This is a genomic window from Demequina sp. NBRC 110055, assembly GCF_002090135.1.
In the GTDB taxonomy this organism is placed as follows: Bacteria; Actinomycetota; Actinomycetes; order Actinomycetales; family Demequinaceae; genus Demequina.
The window spans coordinates 150,621-176,251 of record NZ_BBRL01000010.1 but is presented as its reverse complement, the minus strand read 5'-3'; the positions used below and the strand labels follow the sequence as shown (position 1 = coordinate 176,251).

Below are 25,631 nucleotides of genomic sequence, written 5' to 3'. Positions count from 1 at the left end.
GCCGCGCGGACGCGTGGGGCGCGCCGTTCGCCCTCAGCAGGACGGACGCTGGGGAGCCGCCCACGTGAGCAGTGCGGCGGCCTCCTGGCGTGCCTCCATCGGCTCACCCAGGTGAGCGAGCGACTCGGGGATGGGGCGGCCCTTGCTGGTCATGGCCTGACCCCACAGCCGGCCGGCACGGTAGCTCGAGCGCACCAGGGGACCGGACATGACGCCCAGGAAGCCGATCTCCTCGGCCGCCTCGGAGAGGTCCACGAACTCCTCGGGCTTCACCCAGCGCTCCACCGGGTGGTGGCGGGGGGAGGGGCGCAGGTACTGGGTGATGGTGATGAGGTCGGTGCCGGCGTCGTGCAGGTCCTGCAGCGCCTGGAGCACCTCCTCCATGGTCTCGCCCATGCCGAGAATGAGGTTGGACTTCGTGACGAAGCCGTCGGCCTGCGCCCTGCTGATGACCTCGAGCGAGCGCTCGTAGCGGAAGGCGGGGCGGATGCGCTTGAAGATGCGCGGCACGGTCTCGACGTTGTGGGCCAGCACCTCGGGGCGCGAGGAGAACACCTCGGCCAGCTGATCGGGGTCGGCGTTGAAGTCGGGGATGAGGAGTTCCACGCCCGTACCGGGGTTGAGCTCGTGGATCTGGCGCACCGTCTCGGCGTACAGCCACGCGCCGCCGTCGTCGAGGTCGTCACGGGCCACGCCGGTGACGGTCGAGTACTTGAGGCCCATCTGCTGAACGGACTTGGCGACCTTGAGAGGCTCCATGCGGTCCAGGGCACTGGGCTTACCGGTGTCGATCTGGCAGAAGTCGCATCGCCTGGTGCACTGGGCGCCGCCGATGAGGAACGTCGCCTCGCGGTCCTCCCAGCACTCGAAGATGTTGGGGCAGCCCGCCTCCTCACACACGGTGTGCAGGCCGCCGCCCTTCACGAGCGACTTGAGCTCGGTGTACTCGGGACCCATGGTCGCCTTGGTGCGGATCCATTCGGGCTTGCGCTCGATGGGGGTCTCGGCATTGCGGGCCTCGATGCGTAGCATGCGACGGCCTTCGGGGGCGAGGGTCACGCGAGCTCCTTGTGGGGGTCGGGGACGAAGCTGTCCGGGGCGGGGGTGCGCTCCTGTGTCTCCCAGCGTACGGGGGCGAGCGCGTCCTCGAGGAACGTGGTGAGCGGCGCGACCACCTCGGCGATGCTCACGTCGCGCCCCAATTCACGCGACAGTGACGTCACATCGGCGTCGGAAATGCCGCATGGCACGATCGCGTCGAAGCGGTCCAGGGCCGGGTTGCAGTTCAAGGCGAAGCCGTGCATCGTGACGCCCTTGGCGACGCGCACGCCGATGGCGCAGATCTTGCGCTCGCGTCGCGTGGCAGTAGCGGGAAGCCACACACCGGAGCGGTCCGCGACGCGCATGGTCTCGAGTCCGTACGAGGCGCACAGGTCCATGACCGCCTGCTCGAGCTGGCGCACGTAACGCACCACGTCGACGGGCTCGGCGAGGCGGACGATGGGATAGCCCACGAGCTGGCCGGGGCCGTGCCAGGTGATCCGACCGCCGCGATCGACGTCGACCACAGGGGTGCCGTCGGTGGGGCGGTCCCATGTCGCCGTGCGCTTGCCGGCCGTATAGACGTCCTCGTGTTCGACGAGAACGACGGCGTCGGACGCCTCGTCGGCGACCCTAGAGGCGTGCAAGCGCCGCTGCAGGTCCCACGCCTCGTGATATGGCACGAGGCGCTCACCGAGTCCAACTGGGAGGATCTCCATAAGGTCCTCAGGCTAACGCGTTGACCGGCGGTCGAAGAACTCATCCCTCAGGCGGATCACAATCCCACAACTGTGGGAATACGGTGGCGCCACCCTTGTTAGGAGGAGCATGTCAACGTCGCAGCGCACCTGGTGGCGCCCCCTGGTTCTCGTCGTCGTGATCGTCGCGTGGCTTGCCATCGGAGGCGCCGGCGGCCAGACATTCGGCAAGCTGTCCGATGTCCAAGAGAATGACTCGGCAGCCTTCCTGCCGTCCTCGGCCGAGTCCACCCTCGCCGCCGAACAGCACCGCGAGTTCTCGCCCGTCACGAGCCTGCCGGGCATCTTCGTCGTCGATGGCGTCACAGGTGAGGAGGACCTCGCCCAGGTCGAGTCCTTCGTCGACGACGTCGTCGCCATGCCCATCGAGGGCGATGCCGAGGGCCGCACGGTCGGCGAGGTGCTGTCCCCTCCGGCCGGCCAGCAGGCTCCTCAGGTGGTGCCGAGCGAGGACGGCGAGGCCGCGCTGGTCGCGTTCTCCATCGACTCTGGCGTCGCTGAGGAAGCCGTGGGCGAGGGCACGCTCGGCGAATCCGTCGCGCAGACCATCCGCGCCGTGTGGGCCGAGCAGGACACGGACCTTGAGGGACACCTCACCGGCGCGCTCGGCATTCTTGCTGACCTGCTCGAGGCCTTCGCGGGTATCGACGGCATCCTGCTTCTCGTCGCGCTCGCCGTCGTCCTCGTGATCCTCTTGATCGTCTACCGCAGCCCCGTCCTGCCGCTGCTGGTGCTCAGCACCGCCATGATCGCGCTCACGGGCGCCATCCTCGCGGTCTACGCCATGGCCGACGCCGACATGATCACCCTCAACGGCCAGGCTCAGGGCATCATGTTCATCCTCGTCGTGGGCGCCACGACCGACTACGCGCTCCTGATGGTTGCCCGCTATCGCGAGGAGCTCCTGCGCACCCCGTCGCCGTACACCGCCATGGCAAAGGCGTGGAGGCGGTCCGTCGAGCCCATCGCGGCCTCCGCCATCACCGTCATCCTCGGCCTGTTGGTGCTCCTCTTGAGCGACCTTAAGTCGAATGCAGCGCTCGGCCCGGCCGGCGCTCTGGGCATCGTCTCGGCACTGATCGCGGCGCTGACGTTGCTGCCCGCCCTGTTGCTCATCGGCGGCAAGCACGCGCGCGGCGTGTTCTGGCCCGCGATGCCTCGCTATCGCGAGGACGCGGCCGATGCCGTGGTCGCCGACCCCTCGCAGGGCAAGGGATTCTGGGCTCGGGTCGCGCGCGGCGTCGACGCCCACCCGCGTCGCACCTGGATCGCAGCCGGCGCGGGGTTGTTGGTTTTCGCGGCCTTTGTGCCCACGTTCCAGGCCTCGGGCCTGGGCCAGCAGGAGGTCTTCACCCGCGACACGGACTCCGTGAAGGGCACCGCGGTCCTGGAGGACCACTTCGATGCCGGCGCCTCGTCGCCCATCCGCATCATCGTTCCCGAGGATCAGGCCGAGGCCACCGTGGAGGCCACCGCTGGCGTCGACGGCATCGAGGACGCCTACCTGTTGACGCCGTCCGTGGCCCAGGGCGCCCCCGCGGGCGTCGCCGGGCCCGAGGACCCGATTGTCGTCGACGGCCGGGTGGAGGTCGTCGCCATCACGCAGGTCTCGTCGAGCTCGAACGAGGCTGCGGACATCGTCCAGGACGTGCGCGACGTCGTGCACCCCTTGGCCGACGACGCCCTCGTCGGCGGCACGGCCGCCGAGCAGCTCGACACGCGTCTGACGACGCAGCGGGACACGGCGATCATCCTGCCGACGATCCTTGCCGTGATTTTCGTCGTCTTGGTGCTGCTCCTGCGCGCGGTCGTGGCGCCCCTGCTGATCGTCGTCGCCAATATCGTGTCCTACGGCGCGACCATTGGCCTGTCCGCGCTGCTGTTCAACCACGTGTTCGGCTTCCCTGGCTCCGATCCCTCGGTGCCGCTGCTCGGCTTCGTGTTCCTCGTGGCGCTGGGAGTCGACTATTCGATCTTCCTGATGTCGCGGGCGCGAGAGGAGTCGCTCGCGCATGGCAACCGCGCCGGCATCCGCCGGGCGCTGGCCGTGACCGGCGGCGTGATCACCTCGGCGGGCATCGTCCTTGCCGCGACGTTCGCGGCGCTCGGCGTGATCCCGCTGATCTTCCTCGCGCAGATCGCGGTGATCGTGGGCCTCGGCGTGCTGATCGACACCTTCGTGGTGCGCTCCCTCCTGGTGCCCGGGCTGGTGGCGGACGTCGGCAAGCGCTCGTGGTGGCCGTGGAGCTCGCGCATCACCGATTAATCCCTGTGGAAAACGTTCAGCCTGCCGCCCCCTGCGGCAGGCTGAACGCATGTCCGTCTCCTTAGCGCCCGCTGCGACAGCGCCCGCCTGGCTCCGCCGCACGCTCGGCCAGGGGCCGGCGCTGAGGGAGCGCGCACGACGCCGCGCCGTCCGCCTCGCGTCGCTCGCTCGCGACGATGTGCTCGCCCCCGACGGGATCGAGGATGGACCAGCCGGTGACGTCGTGGCGCGCGTCCCGATCGTCGAGGGCATGGACCTCACCCAGGTGGCCGCGCACCGGCCGCCGCTGACGGCGCCAGAGGTGCGATGGCTCGGCAGGAGCGTGGCCGATGCCCTCGCGGCCATGCACGCGGCCGGGCTCGTGCACGGGGACGTCTCTCCGGCAAACGTGCTGGTGCGCGCGGGCGGGATCACCCTCGTGGATACCCTCGCCGCTGTCCGGGACGATGAGCGTGGGACACCCGGGTTCCGTGCGCCCGAGCGTGTCGCCGGGGCGCACACCGAGCGCGCCGACGTCTACGCCCTGGGGCGCCTGATGCGCTGGGCGGTGCGCGCCGAGGACGAGACGGAGGTGCGCCGACTCACCGCCGCCCTCGTCGTCGCCAACGCCGCCGCACGCCCGACGGCCATTCAGGTGAGCGCCCTGATCGCACGGGCCGGTCCGGCGGTCCCGGTAGCCGTTCCTACGCGGGACGTCGCCGCAGCGGTGCGCTCCCGGGCGGTCGAGCGGACCGAGCGCATCCGTGAAGGACGGTGGTGGCGCGCACGCAGATTCGCCGCACGAGCGACGGTCGTCGCGGCGGCCGTCGCCGCAGCATGCTGGCTCACGATTGCCGTGCCCCCGCTGCTCGACGGGGTCGTCGAGACGGCATCGGCCGGCACGGCGGATAGCGCGACGGTGACGGAGCCCGGCGCGCCGAGCGATCCCGCCATCGCGGCCGTCGACCTCACCGAACGCCGCGTTGCCGCACTGGCGGCCAGTGACGGTGCCGCGCTGCGTGCCACCGTCGCCGGCGATGGCGCCGTCGTGGACGACGTGGAAAGCACCGCGGCGCTGTTGGCCGCGGGCACCCTGGCCTATGAGGGGCTGACCGTGGACGTCGCGGAGGCGACGCTGGTGTCACGCACCGATGCGTCCGCCACGGTGGACCTGACCTACACGCTCAGCGCCCACCGTCGACGTGACGCCACCGCGACGCAGGCGGTTGCGGCGCGCGACGAGAGCGTGAGGATCGACCTGGCATGGAACGGCGACGCGTGGCGCGTGGTCGCGGCGCGGGCGCCCTAGCAGGAGCGGTGCTAGGCGGCCGTGGCGATGACGTGGTGCGCCGCCGCGGTGATTTCCGGGTAGAGCCACTCGAAGCCCAGCCGCGTCAACACGCCGGGAGTGGCGAGCTGGCTGGACAGCAGGTCCTCGATGGCGGGGCCGATGGCCAGGCGTAGCGCCGTCGCGGGCACGGGCAGGCCAGGGGACTTCCCGGCGGCGTTGCTCATCACCCGGATGAGTTCACGGTCGCGCACGGCGATGGGCGCGATGATGTTGGCCGGACCGGCGTGGTCCGAGTCGAGCAGGAAGCGTTGGGCGCGCACCTGGTCCTCGAGGGCGATCCATGAGTGCCACGCATCGCCGGAGCCCAGCGACCGCAGGAGCCCCCGCTTGACGAGGGGGAGCAAGCGTTCGGCGAAGCCGCCATGGCCGGCCAGGACGAGGCCGGTGCGGCAAAAGACCGTGCGGATGCCGGCATCGACGGCGGGCCGAGCGGCGGCCTCCCACTGCGTGACGATGCGCGCCAACAGCGTGTCGCCGGGGCCGGAGCGTTCGGACAGCCGCTCCTCGCCGCGGGCACCGTAGTAACCCATGGCCGAGCCCTGCAGGAGGACGCCGGAGAAGTCGGCCTTGATCAGGCCGTTCACGAGCGTGGAGGTCGCATCGAGCCGCGACTGCAGCACCACGTCCGCATAGGAAGAGGTGAGGCGTTTGCCACCGATGGACGCGCCCGCCAGGTTGACCACGGCATCGGCCGTCTGGATGAGGTCGATGTCGACCTGGCCGCGCTGGGGATCCCACGAGGATTCCCGCGGGCCGCGCGCCTCGCGGCGCACGAGCGAGACGACATCGTGGCCGTCCGACCTCAACGACTGCTGCAGGGCAGTGCCGATGAGGCCGGACGAGCCAGCGATGACGACGCGCATGGGGTGCTACAGGCCCAACTCGGACTCGAACTCGCCAGCCTCGATGATGCGCTTGACCGTCTGCAGGAAGCGGGCGGCGTCGGCACCGTCGACGATGCGGTGGTCGTAGCTGAGGGGCAGGTAGGCCATGGGACGCACCGAGATGACGTCCTCACCGTCCGGCCCCTTCACGACGACCGGCTTCTTGACGATCGCGCAGGTGGCGAGAATGCCGACCTGGGGGGAGGGGACGATGGGGGTGTCGAACAGGGTGCCGCCCGAGCCGGTGTTGGTCACCGAGAACGTGCCGCCCGAGATCTCGTCGGACTTGAGACCGCCGTTGCGGGCCTTGCCGGCGAGGTCGACGATCCCCTGAGCGTGCTCGACGATGGTCTTCGAGTCGGCGTCACGCAGCGTCGGCAGCATGAGGCCCTTTTCGGTGTCGACCGCGAGGGACAGGTTCACTGACGGGTGGTAGACGATCGAGTCGCCGTCCACCGAGGCGTTGAGGAACGCGTGCTCCTGCAGCGCGATCGCGACCGCGCGGGTGAAGAACGGCAGGAACGTGAGGTTCACGCCGTGCTTCTCGGAGAACGCGGCCTTGCTCTTCGCGCGCAGCGCCCAGATCTTGGTGCAGTCGACCTCGACGACGGAGGTGAGCTGCGCCATGCCGTGCAGCGACTCCATCATCTTGTCCGCGGTGATCTTGCGGATGCGGGTCATCTTGACCGTCTGGCCGCGCAGCTCCGAGACCTCGACCTCGTTGGCCGATGCCTGGGGGGCGGGGGCCGATGCGGCGGCGGGCGCCGCCGACGGGGCTGCGGGGGCCTTCTCAGCGGCGGCGAGCACGTCCTCCTTGCGGATGCGTCCGCCCACGCCGGTGCCGGTCACGGACGCGAGGTCCACGCCGCGCTCCTTGGCGAGCTTGCGCACGATCGGCGTGACGTAGCCCGAACCCTCACCCTGCGAAGCGGCCGGGGCCGATGCGGCCACGGGAGCCTCGGTCTGAGGCTGGGGAGCGGCCGGAGCGGCAGGAGCCGGGGTCGGCTCGGGAGCCGATGCCACGGCCGCGGGCTGGATGGCCGGAGCCGACTCCGCTGCAGGGGCAGACGACTGGGCCGGGGCCGACTCTTGAGCGGGAGCCGACTCCTGTGCGGGAGCGGATTCCTGCGCATGGGCGGACGCCGCCGCGGGAGCCGACTGCTCCGCGGGCGCGGCGCCCGCCTCGCCGATGCGGGCGAGGACAGCACCGACCTCGGCGTCCTCGTCCTCGTTCACGAGGATCTCGAGGAGGGTGCCGGCGATGGGCGACGGGATCTCGGTGTCGACCTTGTCGGTCGAGACCTCGAGGAGGGGCTCGTCGACCTCGACGGCCTCACCCACGGACTTGAGCCAGCGCGTGACGGTGCCCTCGGTGACGGACTCGCCCAGGGCGGGGAGCGTCACGTCCTGGCCCGCACCACCAGGGGCGGCGGGAGCCGAGGGCTCGGCAGGCGCGGCCTGCTCCTGCTGCGCGGGCGCGGCGGCCTCGGCGGCAGGGGTGGCGGCGGGCTCGGCCTGCGCAGGCGCCGGCGCGGACTCCTGCGCGGGAGCAGACTCCTGCGCGGGAGCAGACTCGGCGGCGGGGGCCGAGCCGCCCGAGGGGGCTTCACCGGCCTCGCCGATGCGGGCCAGCACCGCGCCCACCTCGGCGTCCTCGTCCTCGTTCACGAGGATCTCGAGGAGGGTGCCGGCGACGGGCGAGGGGATCTCGGTGTCGACCTTGTCGGTCGAGACCTCGAGGAGGGGCTCGTCGACCTCGACGGTGTCGCCGATGTTCTTCAGCCAGCGGGTGACGGTGCCCTCGGTGACGGACTCGCCAAGGGCGGGAAGAGTGACGTCGTTGCTCATATGAGTGATCTTCTCCGTTGAATCAGTCGTGTGCGTGCAGCGGCTTGCCAGCGAGCGCGAGATGCGCCTCGCCGAGGGCCTCGTTCTGGGTGGGGTGGGCGTGGATCAGCGGAGCCACGTCCTCGGGGTGGGCATCCCAGTTCACGATGAGCTGCGCCTCGCCGATCTGCTCGCCGACACGAGCACCAAGCATGTGGACACCGACGACCGGGCCGTCCTTCACACGCACGAGCTTCACAAAGCCCTGCGTGGCAAGAATCTGGCTCTTGCCGTTGCCGCCAAGGTTGTACTCGAGCGTCTCAATCGCGCCCTCGCCGTGCGTCTCCTTGGCCTTGGCCTCGGTGAGACCCACAGAGGCCACCTCGGGCTCGCAGTAGGTGACGCGCGGGATCCCGGACTCGACGATCGGCTGGGGGTTGAGGCCCGCGATGGTCTCGGCCACGAAGATGCCCTGGCCGAAGCCACGGTGGGCGAGCTGGAGGCCGGGGACGATGTCGCCGACGGCGTAGATGTTGCCCACACCGGTGTGCAGCTTCTCGTCGGTGAGGACGAAGCCGCGGTCCATGCGGATGCCCTGCTCCTCGTAGCCCAGGCCGGTGGTGCGCGGGCCGCGGCCCACAGCAACCAGCAGCAGCTCGGCCTCGAGCTCGGTGCCGTCGGCCAGCTTGACCTTAACGCCGGAGTCGGTCTGCTCGACGCTCTCGAAGAACACGCCCAGCTTGAAGTTGATCTTGCGCTTACGGAAGGCGCGCTCCAGACCCTTCGACAGCGCCTCGTCCTCGTTCGGCACCAGGTGGGGCAGGCCCTCGACGATGGTGACGTCCGAGCCGAAGGAGTTCCACACCGAGGCGAACTCGACGCCGATGACGCCGCCGCCGAGGATGATCGCCGAGGCGGGCACCACGTCGAGCTCCAGCGCCTGGTCCGAGGTCATGACACGGCCGCCGATCTCGAGACCGGGGAGGCTACGCGAGTACGAGCCCGTGCCCAGCACGATCGACTTGCCGGTGTAGCGCTCGCCGCGCACCTCGATCGCGTCGGGACCCACGAGCGTGCCGTGGCCCTCGATGACGGTGACCTTGCGCGACTTGATGAGGCCCTGGAGTCCCTTGTACAGGCGGTCGATGACGCCCTGCTTGTACTGGTTCACCACGGTCATGTCGATCGACTCGAGCGTGGTGTTGACGCCAAACTTCGCGCCCTCACGCGCGTTGTCCGCGAGCTCCGCGGCGTGGAGGAGGGCCTTGGTGGGGATGCAGCCGTTGTGCAGGCAGGTGCCGCCGACCTTGGACTCTTCGATGAGTCCCACGGTCAGGCCGAGCTGCGCGGCGCGCAACGCAGCGGCGTAGCCACCGGAGCCGCCGCCAAGAATGAGTAGGTCGTACGAGCGTGGGGTGGACTCGGTCACTATGTGTACTCCTTGTGGGTGTCGGTCCCTCCCATCTTGCCACTCGTGGCCGTTCCCGCGAACCGCGACGCGTGACTAACCTGGGCTCATGGGGATGTTCTCGCGCATGTTCGGGTCCAAGAAGTCGCCGCAGGGTGGCGGCACGTCGTCGAGTCAGGCGCGGGCGGAGACGCTCGCCCACCTCAAGGACTTCGTGCAGTCGCGTCCCGGCTGTGAGGCGTTCATCGAACCGCCCACACGCGTGACGCAGACCACCATGGTGGTGGTCGCCGAGTCGGGGGAGTGGACGCGTAGGCGCGTGCCGGACCAGGACACCGCGAAGAAGGTGGCGAGCCAGCTGGGGATCGCGGCGTTCGACGTGAACCTGTCGGGCTACCCGTCACGCATGCGCGAGTGGAACGAAAAGCAGCGCAAGAGGCACTAGCCGGCCACGGCATCGGCCGTCGTTCGCCCCACCCTTCCGGGCGCACATGACCTCACGCGCGCCACGAACGCGCGACCGGGACGCAGCAAAGCGGGACACCAGGGGCTCTGACGCTCCTGGTGTCCCGCTTTCCGTCACGAAACCGCGTGTGGTGCCGCACATGTCCACATGTGCGGCACGAGGCGGGGGAGGTTAGACGCCCGCGCGCTTCTCGAGGAAGCGGAACAGCGTGCGCACACCCGCACCGGTGGCGCCGGCGGGGGTGTAACCCCACGGCGCGCCCTCGTTGAAGGCGGGGCGCGCGACGTCGAGGTGAGCCCACGGCGTCTCGCCCACGAACTCCTGCAAGAAGGCGCCGGCGGACAGCATGCCGCCGCCCTGCGGGTCGCCGATGTTCTGCAGGTCGGCAATCTTCGACTTGACCGACTCGCGCAGGTGGTCAGGAAGTGGCATGGGCCAGAACAGCTCGTTGGCCTCGCCGGCGGCGTCGACGATCTCGGTACGGATCGCGTCGTCGCCCATGACGCCCGAGGTGCGGGTGCCGAGCGCGACGCCTTGGGCGCCGGTCAGCGTGGCGATGTCGAGAACCACGTCGGGGTTGTCCTCGACGGCGCGGGCGAGGCCATCGGCCATCACCAGGCGGCCCTCGGCGTCGGTGTTGAGCACCTCGACGGTCTTGCCGCCGTAAATGCGGATGACGTCGGAGGGGCGCTGAGCGGTGCCGGAGGGCATGTTCTCGGCGAGGCACAGCCAGCCGGTGACCTTGACGGGCAGCTTCGCCTGCGCGGCGGCGATGACCGTGTGGAGCACGGCTGCGGAGCCCGACATGTCCGACTTCATGGTCTCCATCGACTTCGACGGCTTGAGCGAGATGCCGCCGGTGTCGAACGTGATGCCCTTACCGATGATCGCGACGTGCTGAGCGGCGGCCTCGGGCGCCCACTCGACCTTGACGAGGCGGGGCAGGCGCGACGAGCCCATGCCCACCGCGAGCAGACCGCCGAAGCCCTCCTCGGCCAGGCGCTGCGGCTCCCACACCTCGACGGTGATGCCGTGCGATTCGCCGTACTGCTGGGCGACGTCGGCGACCGCGGCGGGGAACATGTCCAACGGCGGGGTGTTGACGAGGTCACGCGCGCCGGCGACGGCGCCGGCGATGATGCGTGCACGGTCGATGGCGGCGTCGGACGCGCCCGCGATCAGCCAGTCGGGGCCGTGGTAACCGGCGAGCTCGTCGTCGGACTTGTAGGCGTTGAAGGTGTAGGCGCCCAGCACGGCACCCTCGGCGATCGCCGCGTACTCGCCGTCGGTCGTGGCGGGCAGTGCCACCACCACGGTCGCGGGGCGCGTGCCGATCGCGCGGGCAGCGGCGCCAGCGGCCTCGCGCAGGTTGCCCTCGGAGCCGTCGCCGATGCCGACGATGACGACGCGCTTGGCCTCCACCGAGGTGCCAGGCAGGACGGTCGTGGAGCCGAGCTTCTTCGAGGCCTCCAGCGAGGCGGCCGCCTCACCGAGTGACGCGCGCACGGAGTCGTCGAGAAGGTCGTGGGCGGTGATCTCGCCGTCGTAGCCCAGGATGAGGGCATCGGCGGCGAGCGTGGACACAGCAGTGCTCGTAGCATTCATAGAGGTCATGCCTCGAGCCTACGCCGCGCTACCGTGGTCGCGTGTACAGGGCCTTTTACGACCATCTGTTGTCGCGCGTGGATGCGGAACGCGCTCACCGCATCGGCGTCCTCGGATTCCGCTATGGCGCGTGGGCCTTCCGAGCGAGCCGCTCCTTGGGGCGCATCCCCGCCGCGAAGACCCAGGTCGAGGCCCTGGGGCTGATCTTCCCCGGCCGCGTGGGTCTGGCCGCCGGCATGGACAAGAACGCCGAGGCGGCGCAGGGGTTGGCCGATGCTGGCTTCGCTTTCGTCGAGATCGGCACCGTGACCGCTCAGGGACAGCCGGGTAACGACAAGCCCCGGTCGTGGCGCGAGAAGGACATTCGCGGTCTGCGCAACCGGATGGGTTTCAACAACGAGGGGGCCGATGCCGTGGCCGAGCGCCTGCGCCGGCTGCGGTCCTCCACGCGCGGCCGGGACATCGTGCTGGGTGTCAATATCGGCAAGACCAAGGCCACGCCACCTCAGGATGCGGCGGCGGATTACGCCTACTCGGCGACGCGCCTCGCGCCCCACGCGTCGTACCTCGTCGTCAACGTGTCCTCGCCCAACACCCCGGGCCTGCGCGACCTCCAGTCGACTGAGTCGCTGCGACCCATCCTGGTCGCCGTGCGCGAGGCGGCCGATGCTGCGGTCGTCGACCACCGCGTGCCCCTGCTGGTCAAGATTGCGCCGGACCTTGCCGACGAGGACGTCGACGCGGTCGCCGACCTGGCGCTCGAACTGGGCCTCGATGGCATCATCGCGACGAACACCACCATTAATCACGACCGCGGGCCCGGCGGGCTGTCGGGAGCGCCGGTGCGTATGCGGGCCGTGGAGGTCGTCGGACGGCTGAAGGCTCGCGCGGGTGACGCGGTCACCATCATCGGCGTGGGAGGCATCGAGTCGGTGGCCGATGCCCAGGCGATGCTCAATGCGGGCGCCACGTTGCTGCAGGTCTATACGGCGTTCGTGTACCAGGGCCCGGGCTGGGTGGCCCGGCTCAACGCGGCGCTCAACTGACGCGTTCGCGGATCCCCTGCGCGATCTCGGCCTCGGCGCGGGCAAAGTCGAGTTCGCGGCCGGCCGCCGCGCCGCCCGACAGGTCCACGCCGACCACGCCGGGAATGTCGAGCATGCGCAGCGAGAGATCGATGGCGGCGCGGATGCCCGCCGCGCGCACGTCCTTGGCCGCGAGGATGACATCCAGGTAGCCCTCGGGAAGCGCGAGCGACGTGAAGCCACGAATGAGGGCGGCGCTGCCGGCGTCGACGATGACGGGCACGCACGGGATGAATCCCAGGCTCACGCCGAGCGCACGGGCCTGGCCCACAAAGGTGGCGACGTTCGCCGCCCCTCCCGCATGGTTCACGAAGCACACCTCGGCCCCCGCCTGCTGTTTGACGAGCAGGCGCCCCGGCCGTGCGTCGACGGGCGGCGACAGGGGAGCCTCGGCCACCGAGACGAGGTGGCCGGCACCGGCCATCAACGCGGCGAGCTCGGTGGAGTCGAGGTCGAAGACCGGCGCGGCATCGGGCCGGGATCCGATGCGGGTGTGGTCGCCCGTAATACAGTGCACGCCCGCGGCGTCGGCATGCGCCAACGCCGCGGCCTCGCCCTCGAGCGCGACGCGGTTGCGGTCGCGCGCGTTGACGCCCATCCACGGTTCGACACCCGCGTGGCGCAGCAGTGTCGCGCGGTAGGCGGGAGGAAACTGCACACGCGCGGTGCCGGCGTCGCCCGCGAGGACCGCGTCCACGCTGCCCGCAACGGCGGCCGCACACTCCGCGAGAGACGCGCCGTCGAGGGCGCGCGCCGGGAAGTCGGCGACGACGATGGGATGCTCTCGCATGAGGTCCCGCAGGCGCTGTGCCGCACGGGGCGGGGAGGGCGCACCAGCCGGGTCTGCCTCCATGCGGGCGTGCTCGTCAGACGCGGCGGGGGAGCCGTGCCAGGCGACGGGCGCGAGCGTGAGGAACGAGCACGCGTGATCCGCCACCTCGCAGCGGCCCGTGGACCCGACTCCGCCGCACGGCCCGTACTCCATGTGTTTGGGGCAGCCGGCTGTGCCGGGCGCCGGGGGCGCGGGGAGTTCACCCAGCACGAAGGCTCGTCTCCCAGCCCCCGGGCCCGCGGCGATACTCAAGCCTGCGCGACGCCGTGTCGGGCGCACCGGACCAGAACGACACGCGCGTGGGGGTGACACGGAAGCCGATCCACCCGGGGGCGGGAGTGAGGTCGTCACCGTGTTCGGCGGCGAACGCCGCCCATCGTTCCTGACGCTCGTCCTCGGGCAACATCGCAAACTCGTGCGTGTTCAGCCACGCCAACTGCTTGAGGTAGGGCGAGCGGTCGGCGTAGGCCTGGGCGGCCTCGTCGCTCGTCACCTGCGCGGCGGTGCCCTGCACCACGACCTGGCGTGACTGCTCGGCCAACAGGATTGTGAGGGCAACATGCGGGTCGGCGGCGATGTGCGTGACCTTGCGCGAGGCGGCGTCGGTGTGGAAGTGGAAGCCCTCGGCATCGATCAGCGAGAGCACCACGGTGCGGGAGTCGGGGGTGCCCTCGTCGAGCGTCGACAGCGTCATCACACAGGGATTGGGTCCCCCGGGCAGCCACTGGGCGGCCATCTCCATCGGGCCGGCGGCAACGCCGTCGAGGCTCGTCATGCGACCCCGCCCGCGGGGTCGAACGTGGAGATCTCGCGCAGTGCCGCTACCCCGCTGGAGACCAGGTCGGACGCGATACGGGAGCCCGCGGCGGCATCGGCCCCCGTCGGGTCACCCAGCACCCCACCAAAACCGAAGTCGTCGCTGAGCCACCCAAACTGGACCGGGGCACCGGCGAAGCCGATCTGCTCGCGCTCAACGAGCCCTGGCGGGATGGCGCGCGTGAAGTGCTCCTCGTGCACCAGTTCGGGGCGCAGATGCATCAGCAGAGAGGTCTCGCCCCAGCCGCCGTGGATCCCGAGGCCGTGCTCGTCGGGTCCGCCCGCGCCGTCAGGGTCGCCGTCGCCTGCCGGCACCGCGACATTCATCGCGAAGGTCCTCAGGCCGAACCTGCGGCGCAGGTCACGCAGCGCAATCCCCATGGGTGCGACGTTGCCGCCGTGACCGTTGTACAGCACGATCGTGCGCGCGGGCGTGGCGGCGAGGGACCGCCCGATGCTGCGGAAGGTGGCGAGCAACTCCTCACCTTCGATCCAGAAGGTTCCGGGGGCCCACGCGTGCTCGTCGGACTTGGTGTAGGCGAGCGGGGGGAGCCTCCAGACGTCGAGCCCGTCGGCGGCGGCACCTTCGACCACGCGCCGCGACATCTCGTCGGCCATGATGAGGTCGGTGGCCAGCGGCAGGTAGTCGCCGTGATGCTCGATCGATCCCACGGGCAACACGACGATCGAGTTGGCGGTGAGTGTGGCGGCGGCCTGCGGTCCTGTGAGTTCCGCGAGTTCACGCGTCGCTGGAGCGCTCACATCTGCGTCCCGGTGTGAGCGTGAACGGTGGCTCCCAGCTTGCCGGGGTTGAGCAGGCCCTGCGGGTCGGTGACGGCCGCGAGGGCCGCGGTGCGCTCGGGTTCGAAGTCCACGGCCCACTGGTGTGGATTGTGGGTCGAGACGCCCAGGGCGGCCAGGCGGTCGAAGCCGGCCAGCACGTCGGCGGCGCTCTCGTAGGGCGCGGCCAGCATGCCGATGGGGCGCCCGCGCTGCGCCTCGATGTGCAACATGCCGCCAGGGTAAACCGCCTGGACCTCGTCGAGGCGGTCGACCAGGGCGTCGCCCAACACCTCGACGTGGAAGTAGGGCACGGGCGCGGTCTTCTGGAGCCACTCGATCGGGTGGTTATACGAGTTCATCGACAACTTGACGGTGTGCTGAGCGCCCTCGCGGACGTCGTCGACGCGTCCGCCGGCCGCCTCGATCATGCGGGTGGCCTCCTCCACGGTGGACTCATCGAGGATCGCGCGCAGCGAGGCTCGCCCCGCGGGGATGCCCAGTTCGGCCGGAAGGCACGCGGCGATCTCGGCACGGTCGCCGGACACGAGGCGGGGCGTGGGAGTAAGAGACGCGAGTGGCTTCATGAGCTGGACGACGTCCTCGTACGCATCGAACGACGCGAGCACCGCGCGCCATGGCTGCAGGGGCTCGAGGGCCACGCGGACCGTGGTGATGATCCCGGCGGTGCCGTAGTTGTGCAGGTAGGGCACGGCGTCGTCACCCTCGACACGGACGGCGGCAGCCTCACCAGTGGCGTGCACGACCTCGACGGCCTTCACGAAGCCCTGGTGGATCATGCCGTTGGCGATCGACCCCGTACCTCCCGAGCCGCCCGAGACGAAGCCGCCCACGGTCGACTGCGCGGTCGACGGGTACATCCACAGCTGCTGACCGGCCTTGTTGGCAGTCTGCTCGAGCATCCACATGACGGCGCCGGCCTCGGCCTCGATCCAGCCGTCGCCCACCTCGATGACCCGGCGAGCCTTGCTGGTGTCGAGCACCAGGCCGCCGTTCATGGGGATGCCCTGGCCGTAGTTGCCGGTGCCCTTGCCGCGAGGCGTGACGGGCACGCCGTGGCGGACCGCCGCGGCGACGGTGGCGACGATCTGTTCGGCCGAGGAGGGCATGGCGAGGATCTGCGCGCGCCCCAACGGCAGCAGCTCTTTGATCAGCGGAGACATGCCGGACCCGTCGACGGACGCGCGCTCGAGGCGGGCGTCGTCGGTCGCGACGGCGGCCTCGCCGAGGATGTCGACAAGCTCGACCCTGAGGGCGTCGATGCGGGTGGTGTCGATGGCGCCGAGAGCGGACATGGTGGCCTCCTTGAGGGGGAAGGGCGGCATTAGTGCATCACCATGCCGCCGGTGAGGTTGACTGCCTGGCCGGTCATATACGAGGACTCGTCGCTGGCCAGGAAGGCGACGAGGTCCGCCACGTCTGAGGGGCGTGCAAGGCGGCCCAGGGGCGACATCTGCGACCATCCGGCGACCTGCTCGGCCGAGCGGGTGTCCGCGCCCATCTCCGTCAGGACGTAGCCGGGGCAGACCGCGTTGGCGCGGATCGCGTGCGCGCCCCACTCCTCGGCGGCGGCACGGGTCAGGGCGACGACGGCCGCCTTGGACGCCGCGTAGTGGCCCTCGAGGCCACCGCCCTTCTTTGCGGCCATGGAGGCCATGTTGATGATGGTGCCGCCGCCGGCGGCGATCATGGCCGCTGCGGCGCGCTGCATCGTGATGAGGGTGGCCCGCGCGTTGATGTCGAGCATCGCGTCCCAGCTCTCGCTGGTGATGTCGAGCAGGGGAGTCTTGGCGAAGATGCCCGCGCAGTTGACCAGGATGTCGACGCCGCCGGCCGCCGCAATCGCCTCGTCCATCGCGAGGGCGGTATCCATGGCATCGGCCAGATTGACGGTGACCGCGCGTCCGCCGCAGGCGGCCGCTGTCGCTGCCGACTCGGACTCGAGGCGGTCGAGGATGACGACCTTTGCGCCCTCGGCGGCCAGGCGGGAGGCGATCGCGGCGCCGATGCCACGCGCCCCTCCGGTGACGATGGCCTTCCTGCCTGTCAGGCGGGAGATGGTCGTCACCGGAGGGGTCGTCATGGGTTACTCCTTGGAGGTGGTGCTTAGAAGCCGAGCGAGATCGACTCGTCGATGAACTCGTTGGTGTAGAGGTCCTCGGGGGTGAGGCCCTCGGCGATGTCGATGCCCTGCTCGCCGTAGATCGGCTCGACGATCTCGAAGAGCTCCGCGACGCGGTCGGCGTCGAACGTGCCCAGCACGCCGTCGGGGCCGTCCGAGGCGATGCCGTCGGCGATCATCGTGTCGAACGAGTAGTCGGCGACCTCGGCCGAGTAGACCCAGCCGGTGTCGTAAGCGTCGACCAGTTCGAGGACGAGGTCCTTCACCGAGTCCTTGAGCGTGCCGTCGTAGTAGTCGACCTCGGCCTGCTGCATGACGGGCACCAGCAGCTCGAGGCAGTCGGCGTACTCGGTGACGTCATCGGGACGCAGCGACATCGACGCCGCGTACTTGGGGAAGCCCGCGTCGTTGATGAGCTCGTAGCCCACGGGCTTGCCCCAGGCGTCGACCTCGTTCTCGTAGATGAATGGCTCGGCCGAGGCGAAGCCCTGCTGAGCGATCGCGCCGGACTCGGAGACGAACACCGCGGGGGTGCCGTCGTAGGTGGTGTCGATTTGGTCGGCCGAGAGGATGCCCGCACCCACGAAGTAGTCGATGTAGACGCCGCCGGGGAAGACGCGCACGGTGGTGCCGTCGGTGCCGAGGTCCGCGATGCCGGTGACGTCGGGGTAGGTCTCGGGATCCCACATGATCATCTGGGGGTCCTTCTCGAGCGGCTGGAAGACGCTCACCGTGGGCAGGTCGGTCGAGTGTGCAATCGCTTCGTCCGTGCCGACGTACGCCATGAAGATCGACGTGTCGGAATACAGCTGCGCGTTGGGCTGGGCGAAGCCGACGGCGGGGCCACCGGAGAGAATGGTGACGTCCACGCCGGTGGGCTCGCCGGATGCCATCAGGGGGCCGGTAACGGACTTGTTGTCCGAGTCGACCTCGTACTCGTCGCCGAGCAAGGCGTACAGGTGGCCGTGCTCCATCTCGGGGTTCCAGTCGGTCTGGATCTTGATGTCCGCGGGGCACACGGCCGACAGGTCGAGGCCGCCGGCGGAGGCCGACGCGGTGGCGGAGGAGGTGGCCGAGGACTCGGGTGCGTCGCTCGACTCGGGCTCCGCGTCAGACGAACATGCCGACAGCGTGACGGCGGTCGCCGCCAGCCCCGCGATGACCGAGGCGGACTTGAAGTGGACTCGCATACTGCGCTCCTTCATGGATAGGTGAGGACATGCCCCTCAGGGCGGAGGCGACTGCGGCGAATCAGCCGAAGTCGTACCACTTGCCGACCGCTCGCTTACCGAGCCAGCCGAAGAACAGGAAGATCGCGACGCCCAGCAGGGACGCGACCAGGACCGAGGCGAAGAGTTCCTCGGACAGCAGGCGGGCGCTGTACTTGTTGATGAGCGATCCCAGGCCCGGCGTGCCGCGCTGGAAGAAGAACTCGCCCACGATGGCGCCGACGACGGACAGTCCCGCGGAGATGCGCATGCCGGCGAAGATCGCTGGCAGCGCCGCGGGGAGTTCCAGCTTGCGCAGCACCGTGCCGCGGGAGGCTCCCTGAAGCTGGAACAGCTCACGCATGCCGCGCTCGACCGACTGCAGGCCGAACAGGGTGTTGGAGACCATCGGGAAGAGCGCGATGATCACGCACACCACGACGCGGGCCGTGAAGTCGTAACCAAACCAGAAGCCGATCAGCGGGGTAATGGCCAGGATCGGGATGGCCTGCAGCATCACCGCATAGGGAAAGAGTGCCCGTTCCATCCACTTGGTCTGGTTCATGATGATCGCCCACGTGACGCCGATGGCGATGGCGATCGCGAGCCCCGTGAGGGACACGACGGTGGTGCGCCACGCCGCTGTCCACATGTCCGGCGCGGTCGTGGGGTCCCACAGCTTCGCGAGGACCGCGTGCGGCGCGGGCAGCAGAAATGACCGGTCGCCGAGCGCTGCGTTCGCGATGTAGGCGGCGGCGATGATGAGCGCGGCGATCCCGAGCGGCGGTCCCCAGGTCAGCCAGCGCGACTGCCCCTTCTTGCGGGAGGGCTTGGTGGGGGCCGATGCAGCGGGTGTGGTCGCGGTCGGGCCGGCCGATGCGGTGGCGGGCTCAGCCGTCGTGGCCGGTGCGGTCGTCGTCGGATCTGTGGCCATCAGTGGGCCTCCCTCAGTGCGTGGGATACCTCGCCGACGAGTTCGGCGAATTCCGGGGTGAAGCGGACCTCCGGGTCGCGCGGCATGTCGAAGGGCACCTCGAACTCGGCGACGAACGTGCCGGGCCGGCCCGACATGACGATGACGCGGGTCGACAGGTAGACCGCCTCGGACACGGAGTGCGTGATGAACAGGCCCGCGAACTTCTTCTCGCTGAACAGGCGCAGTACCTCATCGTTGAGTCGCTCGCGGGTGATCTCGTCGAGCGCGCCGAAGGGCTCGTCGAAGAGGAACACCTCGGGGTCGAGGGTGAGCGACCGTGCGAGCGAGGCGCGCATGCGCATGCCGCCGGACAGCTGGCGCGGCAGGTGGTCCTCGAAGCCGCTGAGGCCCACGAGGTCGATGGTCTCCTGCGCTGCTGCCGCACGCCGGTCCTTGGCCTCGCCGTGCAGTTCGGCAAGCAACTCGACGTTGCGGCGGGTGGTGCGCCAGGGGAGCAAGGTGGCGTCCTGGAATACGTAGCCGATGCGGTCCGTGGCGAGGGCGACCTCGCCGTGCGAGGGCGTCTCAAGGTCGGAGGCGATGCGCAGCAGCGTGGACTTGCCGCAGCCCGAGGGGCCGACGACGGTGACGAACTCGCCGCGCTTCAGGTCGAGGTTCACCGAGTGAAGGGCGACCGTGCCGTCGGGAAACGTCATCTCGACGTCCTCGAAAGACAGCAAAGATGCGGCGCGCGTGTGCACGCTCGTGGTGTCGGTGGTGGTCATGACCTCGCCTTCACGGGTTCGGGGACCTGGGTGGGAAAGTGGACGGCGGAGGTGGTGCGTGCCACGATCCGTCCGCGGTGGAGCACGATGCGGTCGCCGGGAGCTTCCGCGATGGCCTGGGTGAGGTGCTGCGCACGGATGGCCACGAGGTCGGCCTGAGCGCCTGGAGTGGGCCCGGCCGGCGCGAGCCCCATGACGTCACGGGCGCCGGCTGACACGGCATGGAACGCCTCGTCGGCCGTCACGTGTCCCGCGACCACGAGCAGCATCGCGGTCTCGAGGGCATCCGAGCGCCCCATGGGGTTAAAGGGGTCGCGCACGTTGTCGGCGCCGGCGGCGAAGCGTGCCCCTGCATCGATCAGCGCGCGTGCAGCGGTGAGGCCGCGCGGTGTGGCCACCTCGTGCTCCCACCCCTGCAGGTACAGGTTGGTGATGGGATTGGCGATCATGCCGATACGGGCGGCGACGGCCTTCGCGATGAGGTCGTCTCGTTCGGCGACGGGGAGGGTACCCAGGCGGACGCAGTGCCCGGCCGAGACGTTCTGACGCCAGCCGTGGGTGCGCTCGGCCAAGGCGCCAAGCGTGACCACCTCGTCGAGGGACTCGTCGGTGTGCATGTCGACTACACAGCCGCGCCGTTCGGCGATGTCGAGCAGGCGGGACAATTCCGCGAACGGGTCCGGCGCGAGGTGCGGGGCCGCGCCCACGCCGTCGGCGCCCGCATCGAGGGCCGCCTCGATCACCGACGATGGAATGTCGTCGGGGCTGAGGGTGATGATTTCGATGTCCGCGACGTCGCGCAGGTCCTCGCGAACGGCGACGAGCGCGCGGATGCCGCGCAACGGGTCAGAGCCGCGCAGGACGTCGACGTGGGTGCGGATGGCGGTGGTGCCGTGAGCGACGTTGCGCAGCACCTGGGCACGGGCGCGCTCGAAGACGTCCGTCTCCGTCATCGTGTCGGCGTAGTCGCGCCAACTCACGATCGCGGCGCGCAGGTCGCCCATGGGCGGGTGGATCTTGTCCCATGACCCCGCCTTGTCGAGGTGGGCGTGCGGCTCGGCCATCGCACCCACCAGGAGGTAGCCGTCCAGGTCGAGTACGGCGGCGGGGTCCGAGGGGATCGGTGCGGTACCTGAGGGCATCACCTCGCGGACCTTGCCGTCCTCCAGTTGGACGTCCACCGCGCCCACGCCGGGCACGCTCGCGCCCCGCAGAAGTGCCGGTGTCCCGCCGTCGATTCCCATCCCTGGTGGCCTCCCTGACCTCGGTGCGAATGTTGATAGCATCAACATCCGTCACAGTAGGGAGCGTTCGTTTCCGGCTCGTGACGCGCCGATTTCTTACCGTAAATTCGCGGTCACGGTTCGGGACCAACGTCCCGTCGCGGCCCGCATCGAGGCCCTGGGGAGGGGACGCGCGTGAGTGATTCTGTGACCGATGCGCCTGGTACCTCGGTGCGTGCCTCGGCATCCTTGGGTGCGCGAGTGAGGGATCTGCGCCGCGCTCGCGGACTGACACTGGTCGAGCTTGCCGAGCGCAGCGGCCTGTCCCATCCGTTCCTGTCCCAGGTCGAGAGGGACCTCGCAAATCCCAGCATCCGCTCGCTGGGGAGCATTGCACACGCTCTCGGCACGTCGCGTATCGAACTGCTTGCACCTGCCGACGAGACCCCCGCGACCGCAGTCTCGGTGGTGCCACGCGGCACCGCAGCGCGCGGTGACTTCGGGAACGAAGAGGCGCAACTGCTGATCAGCCGCCCAGACGCGAGGTTCAGGCCGTTGAGCATTCGAGGATTCACCCGCGAGTTTGGCGACGTCTACTTTCACGACGAGCACGAGTTCCTCCACGTGGTCGCGGGACGCGTGGAGGTCGAACTCGACGGTCAATGCCAGACGCTCGAACCGGGCGACTCCGTGTACTACGGCGGCGGCGTGCCTCACCGCTGGCGTGCGCTCGACGCCGCTGGCTATCACGTGCTGGTCGTGAAGGAACGCCCCCATGTCGCCCCTCAACAGGATGGAGTGCTCGCGTGAGCCATGAGGCCGCTCAGCTCAAGGTGGAAGTGGTGGAGGTTTCTCGGGTGGGGGACGTCGCCCTCATCGAACTGGCGCCGTATGGCGGGGGCGAGCTTCCCGCGTGGCGCGCGGGAGCCCACATCGACCTGCGTCTTCCCGGCGATGTGGTGAGGCAGTACTCCCTGTGCGGTCCGGCCGGCGCGGATCGATGGCGTGTGGGAGTGCTGCGAGAGGTCGACGGTCGGGGTGGCTCGCAGTGGCTTGTCGACCACGCCGAGCCGGGGTTGGTACTGGGGGCCTCGCAGCCGCGCCGGCACTTTGCGTACGAGCCGTCCGGTGCGACCACGGTCTTCTTGGCGGGCGGGATTGGCGTCACGCCGATTGCCGCGATGGCGGCCGAGGCGAAGGCCGCAGGGGCCGACTACAGTGTCGCGTACTCAGGTCGCACCCGCGCCTCGATGGCGCTCGCCGATGAGCTCCTCGAGGTCCACGGCGAACGCGTCGCCCTTTACGTGGGGGACGAGGGAACGCGGGCCGATCTTGACGCCATCATGGTCGCGGCCGGCTCTGGCGCCGTCGCTTACGCCTGTGGTCCGGCCGCCTACTTGGACGCTGCCGCGGCGGCTGCTTCGCGCCATGGGGTCGACCTGCGCGTGGAGCACTTCACCCCCGTCGAACTCGCCCAGCCCGCGCGCGACGAGGCCTTCGAGGTGGAGCTCGCGATGACGGGCGTGACGGTCGAGGTGCAGCCCGGCACGAGCATCCTGCAAGCGGTCGAGGAGGCCGGTGCGTTGGTGCTCTCGAGCTGTACGGAGGGGACGTGTGGCACGTGTGAGACCCCCGTGCTGGAGGGCGAGGTAGACCACCGCGACTCGATCCTCACTCCCGACGAGCGCGCACGTAACGACGTGATGTACGTGTGCGTGTCGCGAGCGGCGTGCCCGCGCCTGGTCCTCGACCTGTAGGGCGCTCCCGGCCAGTCAGCCCAGGCGTGCGGCGAGGGCGGCCACGATCGCCCGCTCATCTCCGGAGACGAGCACGTAGTCGCGCACCACCACCTCGCCGCCCACGATGACGTGGCGTGGACGGCGTCCCGGTGACGCCCACAGGAGCCCGGCCACGGGGTCGGCGACCCCCGCGTCGGCCACGCCGCTGACGTCCCACACGCACGCATCGGCCCTCGACCCTGGCGTCAGGCGGCCCAGGTCCGGCCTGCCCAGGCCGTCGGCCGATCCTGTCGTCGCCATCGCGAGGACGGTGCGGGCCTCGAGCTGCTGACCGACCAGGCCCGACACCTGCATGGCGAGTCGTGCATCGGCCAGCAGGTGTCCGGCGTCATTCGAACCGCCGCCGGAGGTGCCGAGCCCCACCGTGAGGCCCGCCTCGAGCAGGCGGCGGACGGGGGCCACGCCCCATCCCATCGGCACGTCGCAGCCGGGCGCGTGCGTGGCGGTGACGCCCGCGTGGGCGAGGCGCGCGATCTCGGCGTCGGTCACGTCGCACAGGTGAGCGATCGTGACACCGGGCTCGAGCCAGCCCCAGTCCTCGAGGAGGTCGAGCGGGCGGCGGCCGTAGCGCTCGAGCGCGATCTCCGTGTCGACCTGCTCGTTGGCTTGCGTGCGCCGGCGCAGCCCCCACTCGCGCGCGATGCCGCCGAGCAGACGGAACGTGGCCTCGGCATCGGAGTGGACCCCGGCGGGGCCGACCGCGAACTGCAGCATGCCGTCGTCCGTGACGCCGCCGCGGTGACCCCCGGCCAGGAGGTGCGCCGCAATGGCGTGGGCACTGGCGGCTGCCGCGTCGGGGTCGTCGCGGGCGGAGCCGCGCACATAGACGAGGCGTCCGCCCAACGCGCGTGCCGCGCTCGCAATCGCGTCGGCGATGGCGACCGTGTCCTCGGGCGTGGCGCCGGCGGGCCAGTTCAGATGGTGGTCGGCGACGGTCGTGACGCCGCTGAGCAGGCCCTCCGCCACGCCGGCGGCCGTGGTCGCCGCGACGAGCGAGGGATCGATTCCCGCGGCGCCATACGCGGCCGCCATGGCGGGCAGCCAGTCCCGCATCGCGACGCCACGGGTGCCGGGGAGAGTGCGGAACCCCGTCTGGAGAAGGTGATGGTGGGCATTCACGAGGCCCGGCGTGACCACGCAGCCGGAGACGTCGAGTGCGTCGCCGTCGTCCGGGGTCGCCGGTCCGTCGTGGACCAGCCCGTCCCGAAAGACCAGGGGGGACGTGTGATCGAGGGTGGGGTCGTGTGGATCGGCGACGACGACGGTGGCTCCGGTCAGCTGCATGACGCGAGTGTGCCAGGGCAGTGTTTCGTGGCTGTGGCATTGCGATGACGGGGGAGCGCGAGGTCGTCTGGCGGCGCGAGTGCGGAGGGCCTCCCACCCGCGCGCCAGTTGGATCCATTTTCATGCTCTAAGCGCCTAGGGCATGAAAATGGATCCAACTGGCGCGAGAGGGGTACCCGCTGATGACCATCGTGCCCGTGGCGACCCGCGACCGGTAGGGTGACGTCCGTGGGTATCCACAAGCAGAGATTGTGGGAGGTGCCGTGTCTGAACCATCGCTTGACGAGCTGCGCGTGCTCCTCGCGGTGCAGGACGCAGGCTCGCTGACCGCCGCCGCCGAGCGTTTGCTCGTCACCCAGCAGGCGGTGTCTCAACGTATGCGGGCCCTGGAGCGCCGCTTGGGTCTGTCCCTCGTCGAGCGCCGGGCGCGGGGCACCACCCTGACCACGGAGGGCGCCGTCATCGCGCATGCGGCCCGCGCCGTCTTCGACCACCTCGAGGTGCTGACGCAGACGGCCGAGGAGCTGCGCGAGGAGCGCGACGCCCACCTCGCCGTCGCCGCGTCGATGACCATCGCCGAATACCTCATGCCTCAGTGGCTCATCGCAGACCGTCAGCGCGCCACGCGCACACGGATCGAGCTGACGGCCGTGAACTCCGCCGCCGTCATTGAGCGCGTGCGGGGCGGGCAGGCGGAGGTGGGGTTCATCGAGTCGCCCGAGATTCCAGCTCGCCTGGCATCGCGCACCATCGCTACGGACCACGTCATCATCGTGGTCGCCCCCGACCACCCGTGGGCGGTCCGGCGCATGGTGGGATTGGAGGAGGTGGCGCGCACCGCGCTGGTGTTGCGCGAACCCGGTTCCGGTACTCGCGAAACTCTGGAGCTCGCCCTCGAGGCGCGCGCGTTGCGCCTCGCGCCACCGGCGGCCGAACTGTCGACGACCGCCGCGATCCGTGCGGTGGTGATGGCGGGCACCGGCGCCGCGGCCGTGAGTGAACTGGCCGTGCGTGACGACCTTGCGCAGGGGACGCTCGTGCGCGTCGCGCTCGACGCCCCACCGATGTCGCGTCCCCTCACCGCTCTGTGGGACGGGGCGCGGGCGCTGTCTCCCGCGGCGGCGGCGTTCCTCGCCCTCGCAAGCGACCACGGCATCGGCCACTGAACATCACGA

23 protein-coding genes are annotated in these 25,631 nt (G+C 70.2%); 7 read left to right on the top strand and 16 right to left on the bottom strand.

The features are described 5' to 3' along the window. Positions 1–33 precede the first annotated feature (33 nt). Complete coding sequence (lipA, locus tag B7K24_RS12050; protein WP_084101144.1) at positions 34–1,059, bottom strand: lipoyl synthase; 1,026 nt, start codon at positions 1,057–1,059, stop codon at positions 34–36. After that, positions 1,056–1,760, bottom strand: a complete 705-nt coding sequence (gene lipB / locus B7K24_RS12045) for a lipoyl(octanoyl) transferase LipB (protein ID WP_084130579.1) — start codon at positions 1,758–1,760, stop codon at positions 1,056–1,058. The genes lipA and lipB overlap by 4 nt, the downstream gene beginning before the upstream one ends. Positions 1,761–1,869: 109 nt before the next feature. Between lipB and B7K24_RS12040 the strand changes: the two genes are divergently transcribed. Continuing rightward, complete coding sequence (locus tag B7K24_RS12040; RefSeq protein ID WP_084130578.1) at positions 1,870–4,065, top strand: efflux RND transporter permease subunit; 2,196 nt, start codon at positions 1,870–1,872, stop codon at positions 4,063–4,065. Between the two features lie 49 nt (positions 4,066–4,114). Next, on the top strand, positions 4,115–5,353 hold the full coding sequence (locus B7K24_RS12035; RefSeq protein WP_084130577.1) for an RIO1 family regulatory kinase/ATPase: 1,239 nt from the start codon (positions 4,115–4,117) through the stop codon (positions 5,351–5,353). Between the two features lie 11 nt (positions 5,354–5,364). On the opposite strand, the gene B7K24_RS12030 is transcribed toward B7K24_RS12035, so the two are convergent. Genes B7K24_RS12030 through lpdA form a run of 3 tightly spaced genes read right to left on the bottom strand, consistent with a single transcriptional unit; the run spans position 5,365 to position 9,535 of the window. Then, positions 5,365–6,258, bottom strand: a complete 894-nt coding sequence (locus B7K24_RS12030; RefSeq protein ID WP_084130576.1) for a TIGR01777 family oxidoreductase — start codon at positions 6,256–6,258, stop codon at positions 5,365–5,367. A gap of 6 nt (positions 6,259–6,264) precedes the next feature. Further along, positions 6,265–8,127, bottom strand: coding sequence for a 2-oxoglutarate dehydrogenase, E2 component, dihydrolipoamide succinyltransferase (gene sucB, locus B7K24_RS12025; RefSeq protein ID WP_084130575.1), 1,863 nt, complete (start codon positions 8,125–8,127; stop codon positions 6,265–6,267). A gap of 22 nt (positions 8,128–8,149) precedes the next feature. After that, positions 8,150–9,535, bottom strand: a complete 1,386-nt coding sequence (lpdA, locus tag B7K24_RS12020) for a dihydrolipoyl dehydrogenase (RefSeq protein ID WP_084130574.1) — start codon at positions 9,533–9,535, stop codon at positions 8,150–8,152. 88 nt (positions 9,536–9,623) lie between these two features. On the opposite strand from lpdA, the gene B7K24_RS12015 reads away from it, so the two are divergent. Next, positions 9,624–9,959 (top strand): oxidoreductase, encoded by a 336-nt coding sequence (locus B7K24_RS12015; RefSeq protein WP_234986698.1) that lies wholly within the window; start codon positions 9,624–9,626, stop codon positions 9,957–9,959. 192 nt (positions 9,960–10,151) lie between these two features. On the opposite strand, the gene B7K24_RS12010 is transcribed toward B7K24_RS12015, so the two are convergent. After that, a complete protein-coding gene (locus tag B7K24_RS12010; protein ID WP_084130573.1) occupies positions 10,152–11,594 on the bottom strand; it encodes a leucyl aminopeptidase in 1,443 nt (480 codons plus the stop codon). A gap of 32 nt (positions 11,595–11,626) precedes the next feature. Between B7K24_RS12010 and B7K24_RS12005 the strand changes: the two genes are divergently transcribed. Next, complete coding sequence (locus tag B7K24_RS12005; RefSeq protein ID WP_084130572.1) at positions 11,627–12,631, top strand: quinone-dependent dihydroorotate dehydrogenase; 1,005 nt, start codon at positions 11,627–11,629, stop codon at positions 12,629–12,631. Here the strand turns inward: B7K24_RS12005 and B7K24_RS12000 are convergent. From B7K24_RS12000 to B7K24_RS11960, 9 genes are all read right to left on the bottom strand, one after another. Then, a complete protein-coding gene (locus B7K24_RS12000; RefSeq protein ID WP_255372786.1) occupies positions 12,624–13,712 on the bottom strand; it encodes a methylenetetrahydrofolate reductase C-terminal domain-containing protein in 1,089 nt (362 codons plus the stop codon). The genes B7K24_RS12005 and B7K24_RS12000 overlap by 8 nt on opposite strands. Beyond that, positions 13,702–14,277: a pyridoxal 5'-phosphate synthase gene (locus B7K24_RS11995; RefSeq protein ID WP_084130570.1), complete on the bottom strand. Its 576-nt coding sequence runs from the start codon at positions 14,275–14,277 to the stop codon at positions 13,702–13,704. The genes B7K24_RS12000 and B7K24_RS11995 overlap by 11 nt, the downstream gene beginning before the upstream one ends. Continuing rightward, complete coding sequence (locus tag B7K24_RS11990) at positions 14,274–15,080, bottom strand: creatininase family protein (protein ID WP_084130569.1); 807 nt, start codon at positions 15,078–15,080, stop codon at positions 14,274–14,276. The genes B7K24_RS11995 and B7K24_RS11990 overlap by 4 nt, the downstream gene beginning before the upstream one ends. After that, positions 15,077–16,414, bottom strand: a complete 1,338-nt coding sequence (locus B7K24_RS11985) for an FAD-binding oxidoreductase (RefSeq protein ID WP_144268294.1) — start codon at positions 16,412–16,414, stop codon at positions 15,077–15,079. The genes B7K24_RS11990 and B7K24_RS11985 overlap by 4 nt, the downstream gene beginning before the upstream one ends. Positions 16,415–16,443: 29 nt before the next feature. After that, on the bottom strand, positions 16,444–17,202 hold the full coding sequence (locus B7K24_RS11980) for an SDR family NAD(P)-dependent oxidoreductase (RefSeq protein ID WP_084130567.1): 759 nt from the start codon (positions 17,200–17,202) through the stop codon (positions 16,444–16,446). Between the two features lie 23 nt (positions 17,203–17,225). Continuing rightward, positions 17,226–18,431, bottom strand: coding sequence for a nitrate ABC transporter substrate-binding protein (locus B7K24_RS11975; RefSeq protein WP_084130566.1), 1,206 nt, complete (start codon positions 18,429–18,431; stop codon positions 17,226–17,228). A 61-nt stretch (positions 18,432–18,492) separates the two neighbouring features. Next, complete coding sequence (locus B7K24_RS11970) at positions 18,493–19,383, bottom strand: ABC transporter permease (RefSeq protein WP_084130565.1); 891 nt, start codon at positions 19,381–19,383, stop codon at positions 18,493–18,495. Next, entirely contained in the window at positions 19,383–20,150 is a 768-nt protein-coding gene (locus B7K24_RS11965) for an ABC transporter ATP-binding protein (RefSeq protein ID WP_084130564.1), read from the bottom strand. The genes B7K24_RS11970 and B7K24_RS11965 overlap by 1 nt, the downstream gene beginning before the upstream one ends. Continuing rightward, entirely contained in the window at positions 20,147–21,394 is a 1,248-nt protein-coding gene (locus B7K24_RS11960) for an amidohydrolase family protein (RefSeq protein ID WP_084130563.1), read from the bottom strand. Before B7K24_RS11960 ends, B7K24_RS11965 begins: the two co-directional genes overlap by 4 nt. Positions 21,395–21,568: 174 nt before the next feature. On the opposite strand from B7K24_RS11960, the gene B7K24_RS11955 reads away from it, so the two are divergent. After that, positions 21,569–22,183, top strand: coding sequence for a helix-turn-helix domain-containing protein (locus B7K24_RS11955; protein ID WP_144268292.1), 615 nt, complete (start codon positions 21,569–21,571; stop codon positions 22,181–22,183). After that, the gene (locus tag B7K24_RS11950; protein WP_084130561.1) at positions 22,180–23,130 is read left to right on the top strand and encodes a PDR/VanB family oxidoreductase; all 951 of its coding nucleotides are present in this window, start codon (positions 22,180–22,182) and stop codon (positions 23,128–23,130) included. The genes B7K24_RS11955 and B7K24_RS11950 overlap by 4 nt, the downstream gene beginning before the upstream one ends. 15 nt (positions 23,131–23,145) lie before the next feature. Here the strand turns inward: B7K24_RS11950 and B7K24_RS11945 are convergent, their stop codons facing one another. Next, positions 23,146–24,456, bottom strand: a complete 1,311-nt coding sequence (locus B7K24_RS11945; protein WP_084130560.1) for an amidohydrolase family protein — start codon at positions 24,454–24,456, stop codon at positions 23,146–23,148. Between the two features lie 263 nt (positions 24,457–24,719). Between B7K24_RS11945 and B7K24_RS11940 the strand changes: the two genes are divergently transcribed. Beyond that, positions 24,720–25,622, top strand: a complete 903-nt coding sequence (locus tag B7K24_RS11940) for a LysR family transcriptional regulator (RefSeq protein WP_084130559.1) — start codon at positions 24,720–24,722, stop codon at positions 25,620–25,622. The last annotated feature ends 9 nt before the right edge of the window (positions 25,623–25,631 follow it).

What these genes read in the sequence shown, in the direction of transcription:
- B7K24_RS11985 (WP_144268294.1), bottom strand. Translation starts at nt 16,414, where the DNA reads ATGTCCGCTCTCGGCGCCATCGACACCACCCGCATCGACGCCCTCAGG.
- lipB (WP_084130579.1), bottom strand. Translation starts at nt 1,760, where the DNA reads ATGGAGATCCTCCCAGTTGGACTCGGTGAGCGCCTCGTGCCATATCAC.
- B7K24_RS12030 (WP_084130576.1), bottom strand. Translation starts at nt 6,258, where the DNA reads ATGCGCGTCGTCATCGCTGGCTCGTCCGGCCTCATCGGCACTGCCCTG.
- B7K24_RS11995 (WP_084130570.1), bottom strand. Translation starts at nt 14,277, where the DNA reads ATGACGAGCCTCGACGGCGTTGCCGCCGGCCCGATGGAGATGGCCGCC.
- B7K24_RS12040 (WP_084130578.1), top strand. Translation starts at nt 1,870, where the DNA reads ATGTCAACGTCGCAGCGCACCTGGTGGCGCCCCCTGGTTCTCGTCGTC.
- B7K24_RS12035 (WP_084130577.1), top strand. Translation starts at nt 4,115, where the DNA reads ATGTCCGTCTCCTTAGCGCCCGCTGCGACAGCGCCCGCCTGGCTCCGC.
- B7K24_RS11975 (WP_084130566.1), bottom strand. Translation starts at nt 18,431, where the DNA reads ATGCGAGTCCACTTCAAGTCCGCCTCGGTCATCGCGGGGCTGGCGGCG.
- B7K24_RS11965 (WP_084130564.1), bottom strand. Translation starts at nt 20,150, where the DNA reads ATGACCACCACCGACACCACGAGCGTGCACACGCGCGCCGCATCTTTG.
- B7K24_RS11945 (WP_084130560.1), bottom strand. Translation starts at nt 24,456, where the DNA reads ATGCAGCTGACCGGAGCCACCGTCGTCGTCGCCGATCCACACGACCCC.
- B7K24_RS11970 (WP_084130565.1), bottom strand. Translation starts at nt 19,383, where the DNA reads ATGGCCACAGATCCGACGACGACCGCACCGGCCACGACGGCTGAGCCC.
- B7K24_RS12015 (WP_234986698.1), top strand. Translation starts at nt 9,624, where the DNA reads ATGGGGATGTTCTCGCGCATGTTCGGGTCCAAGAAGTCGCCGCAGGGT.
- sucB (WP_084130575.1), bottom strand. Translation starts at nt 8,127, where the DNA reads ATGAGCAACGACGTCACTCTTCCCGCCCTTGGCGAGTCCGTCACCGAG.
- B7K24_RS11960 (WP_084130563.1), bottom strand. Translation starts at nt 21,394, where the DNA reads ATGGGAATCGACGGCGGGACACCGGCACTTCTGCGGGGCGCGAGCGTG.
- B7K24_RS11980 (WP_084130567.1), bottom strand. Translation starts at nt 17,202, where the DNA reads ATGACGACCCCTCCGGTGACGACCATCTCCCGCCTGACAGGCAGGAAG.
- B7K24_RS12010 (WP_084130573.1), bottom strand. Translation starts at nt 11,594, where the DNA reads ATGACCTCTATGAATGCTACGAGCACTGCTGTGTCCACGCTCGCCGCC.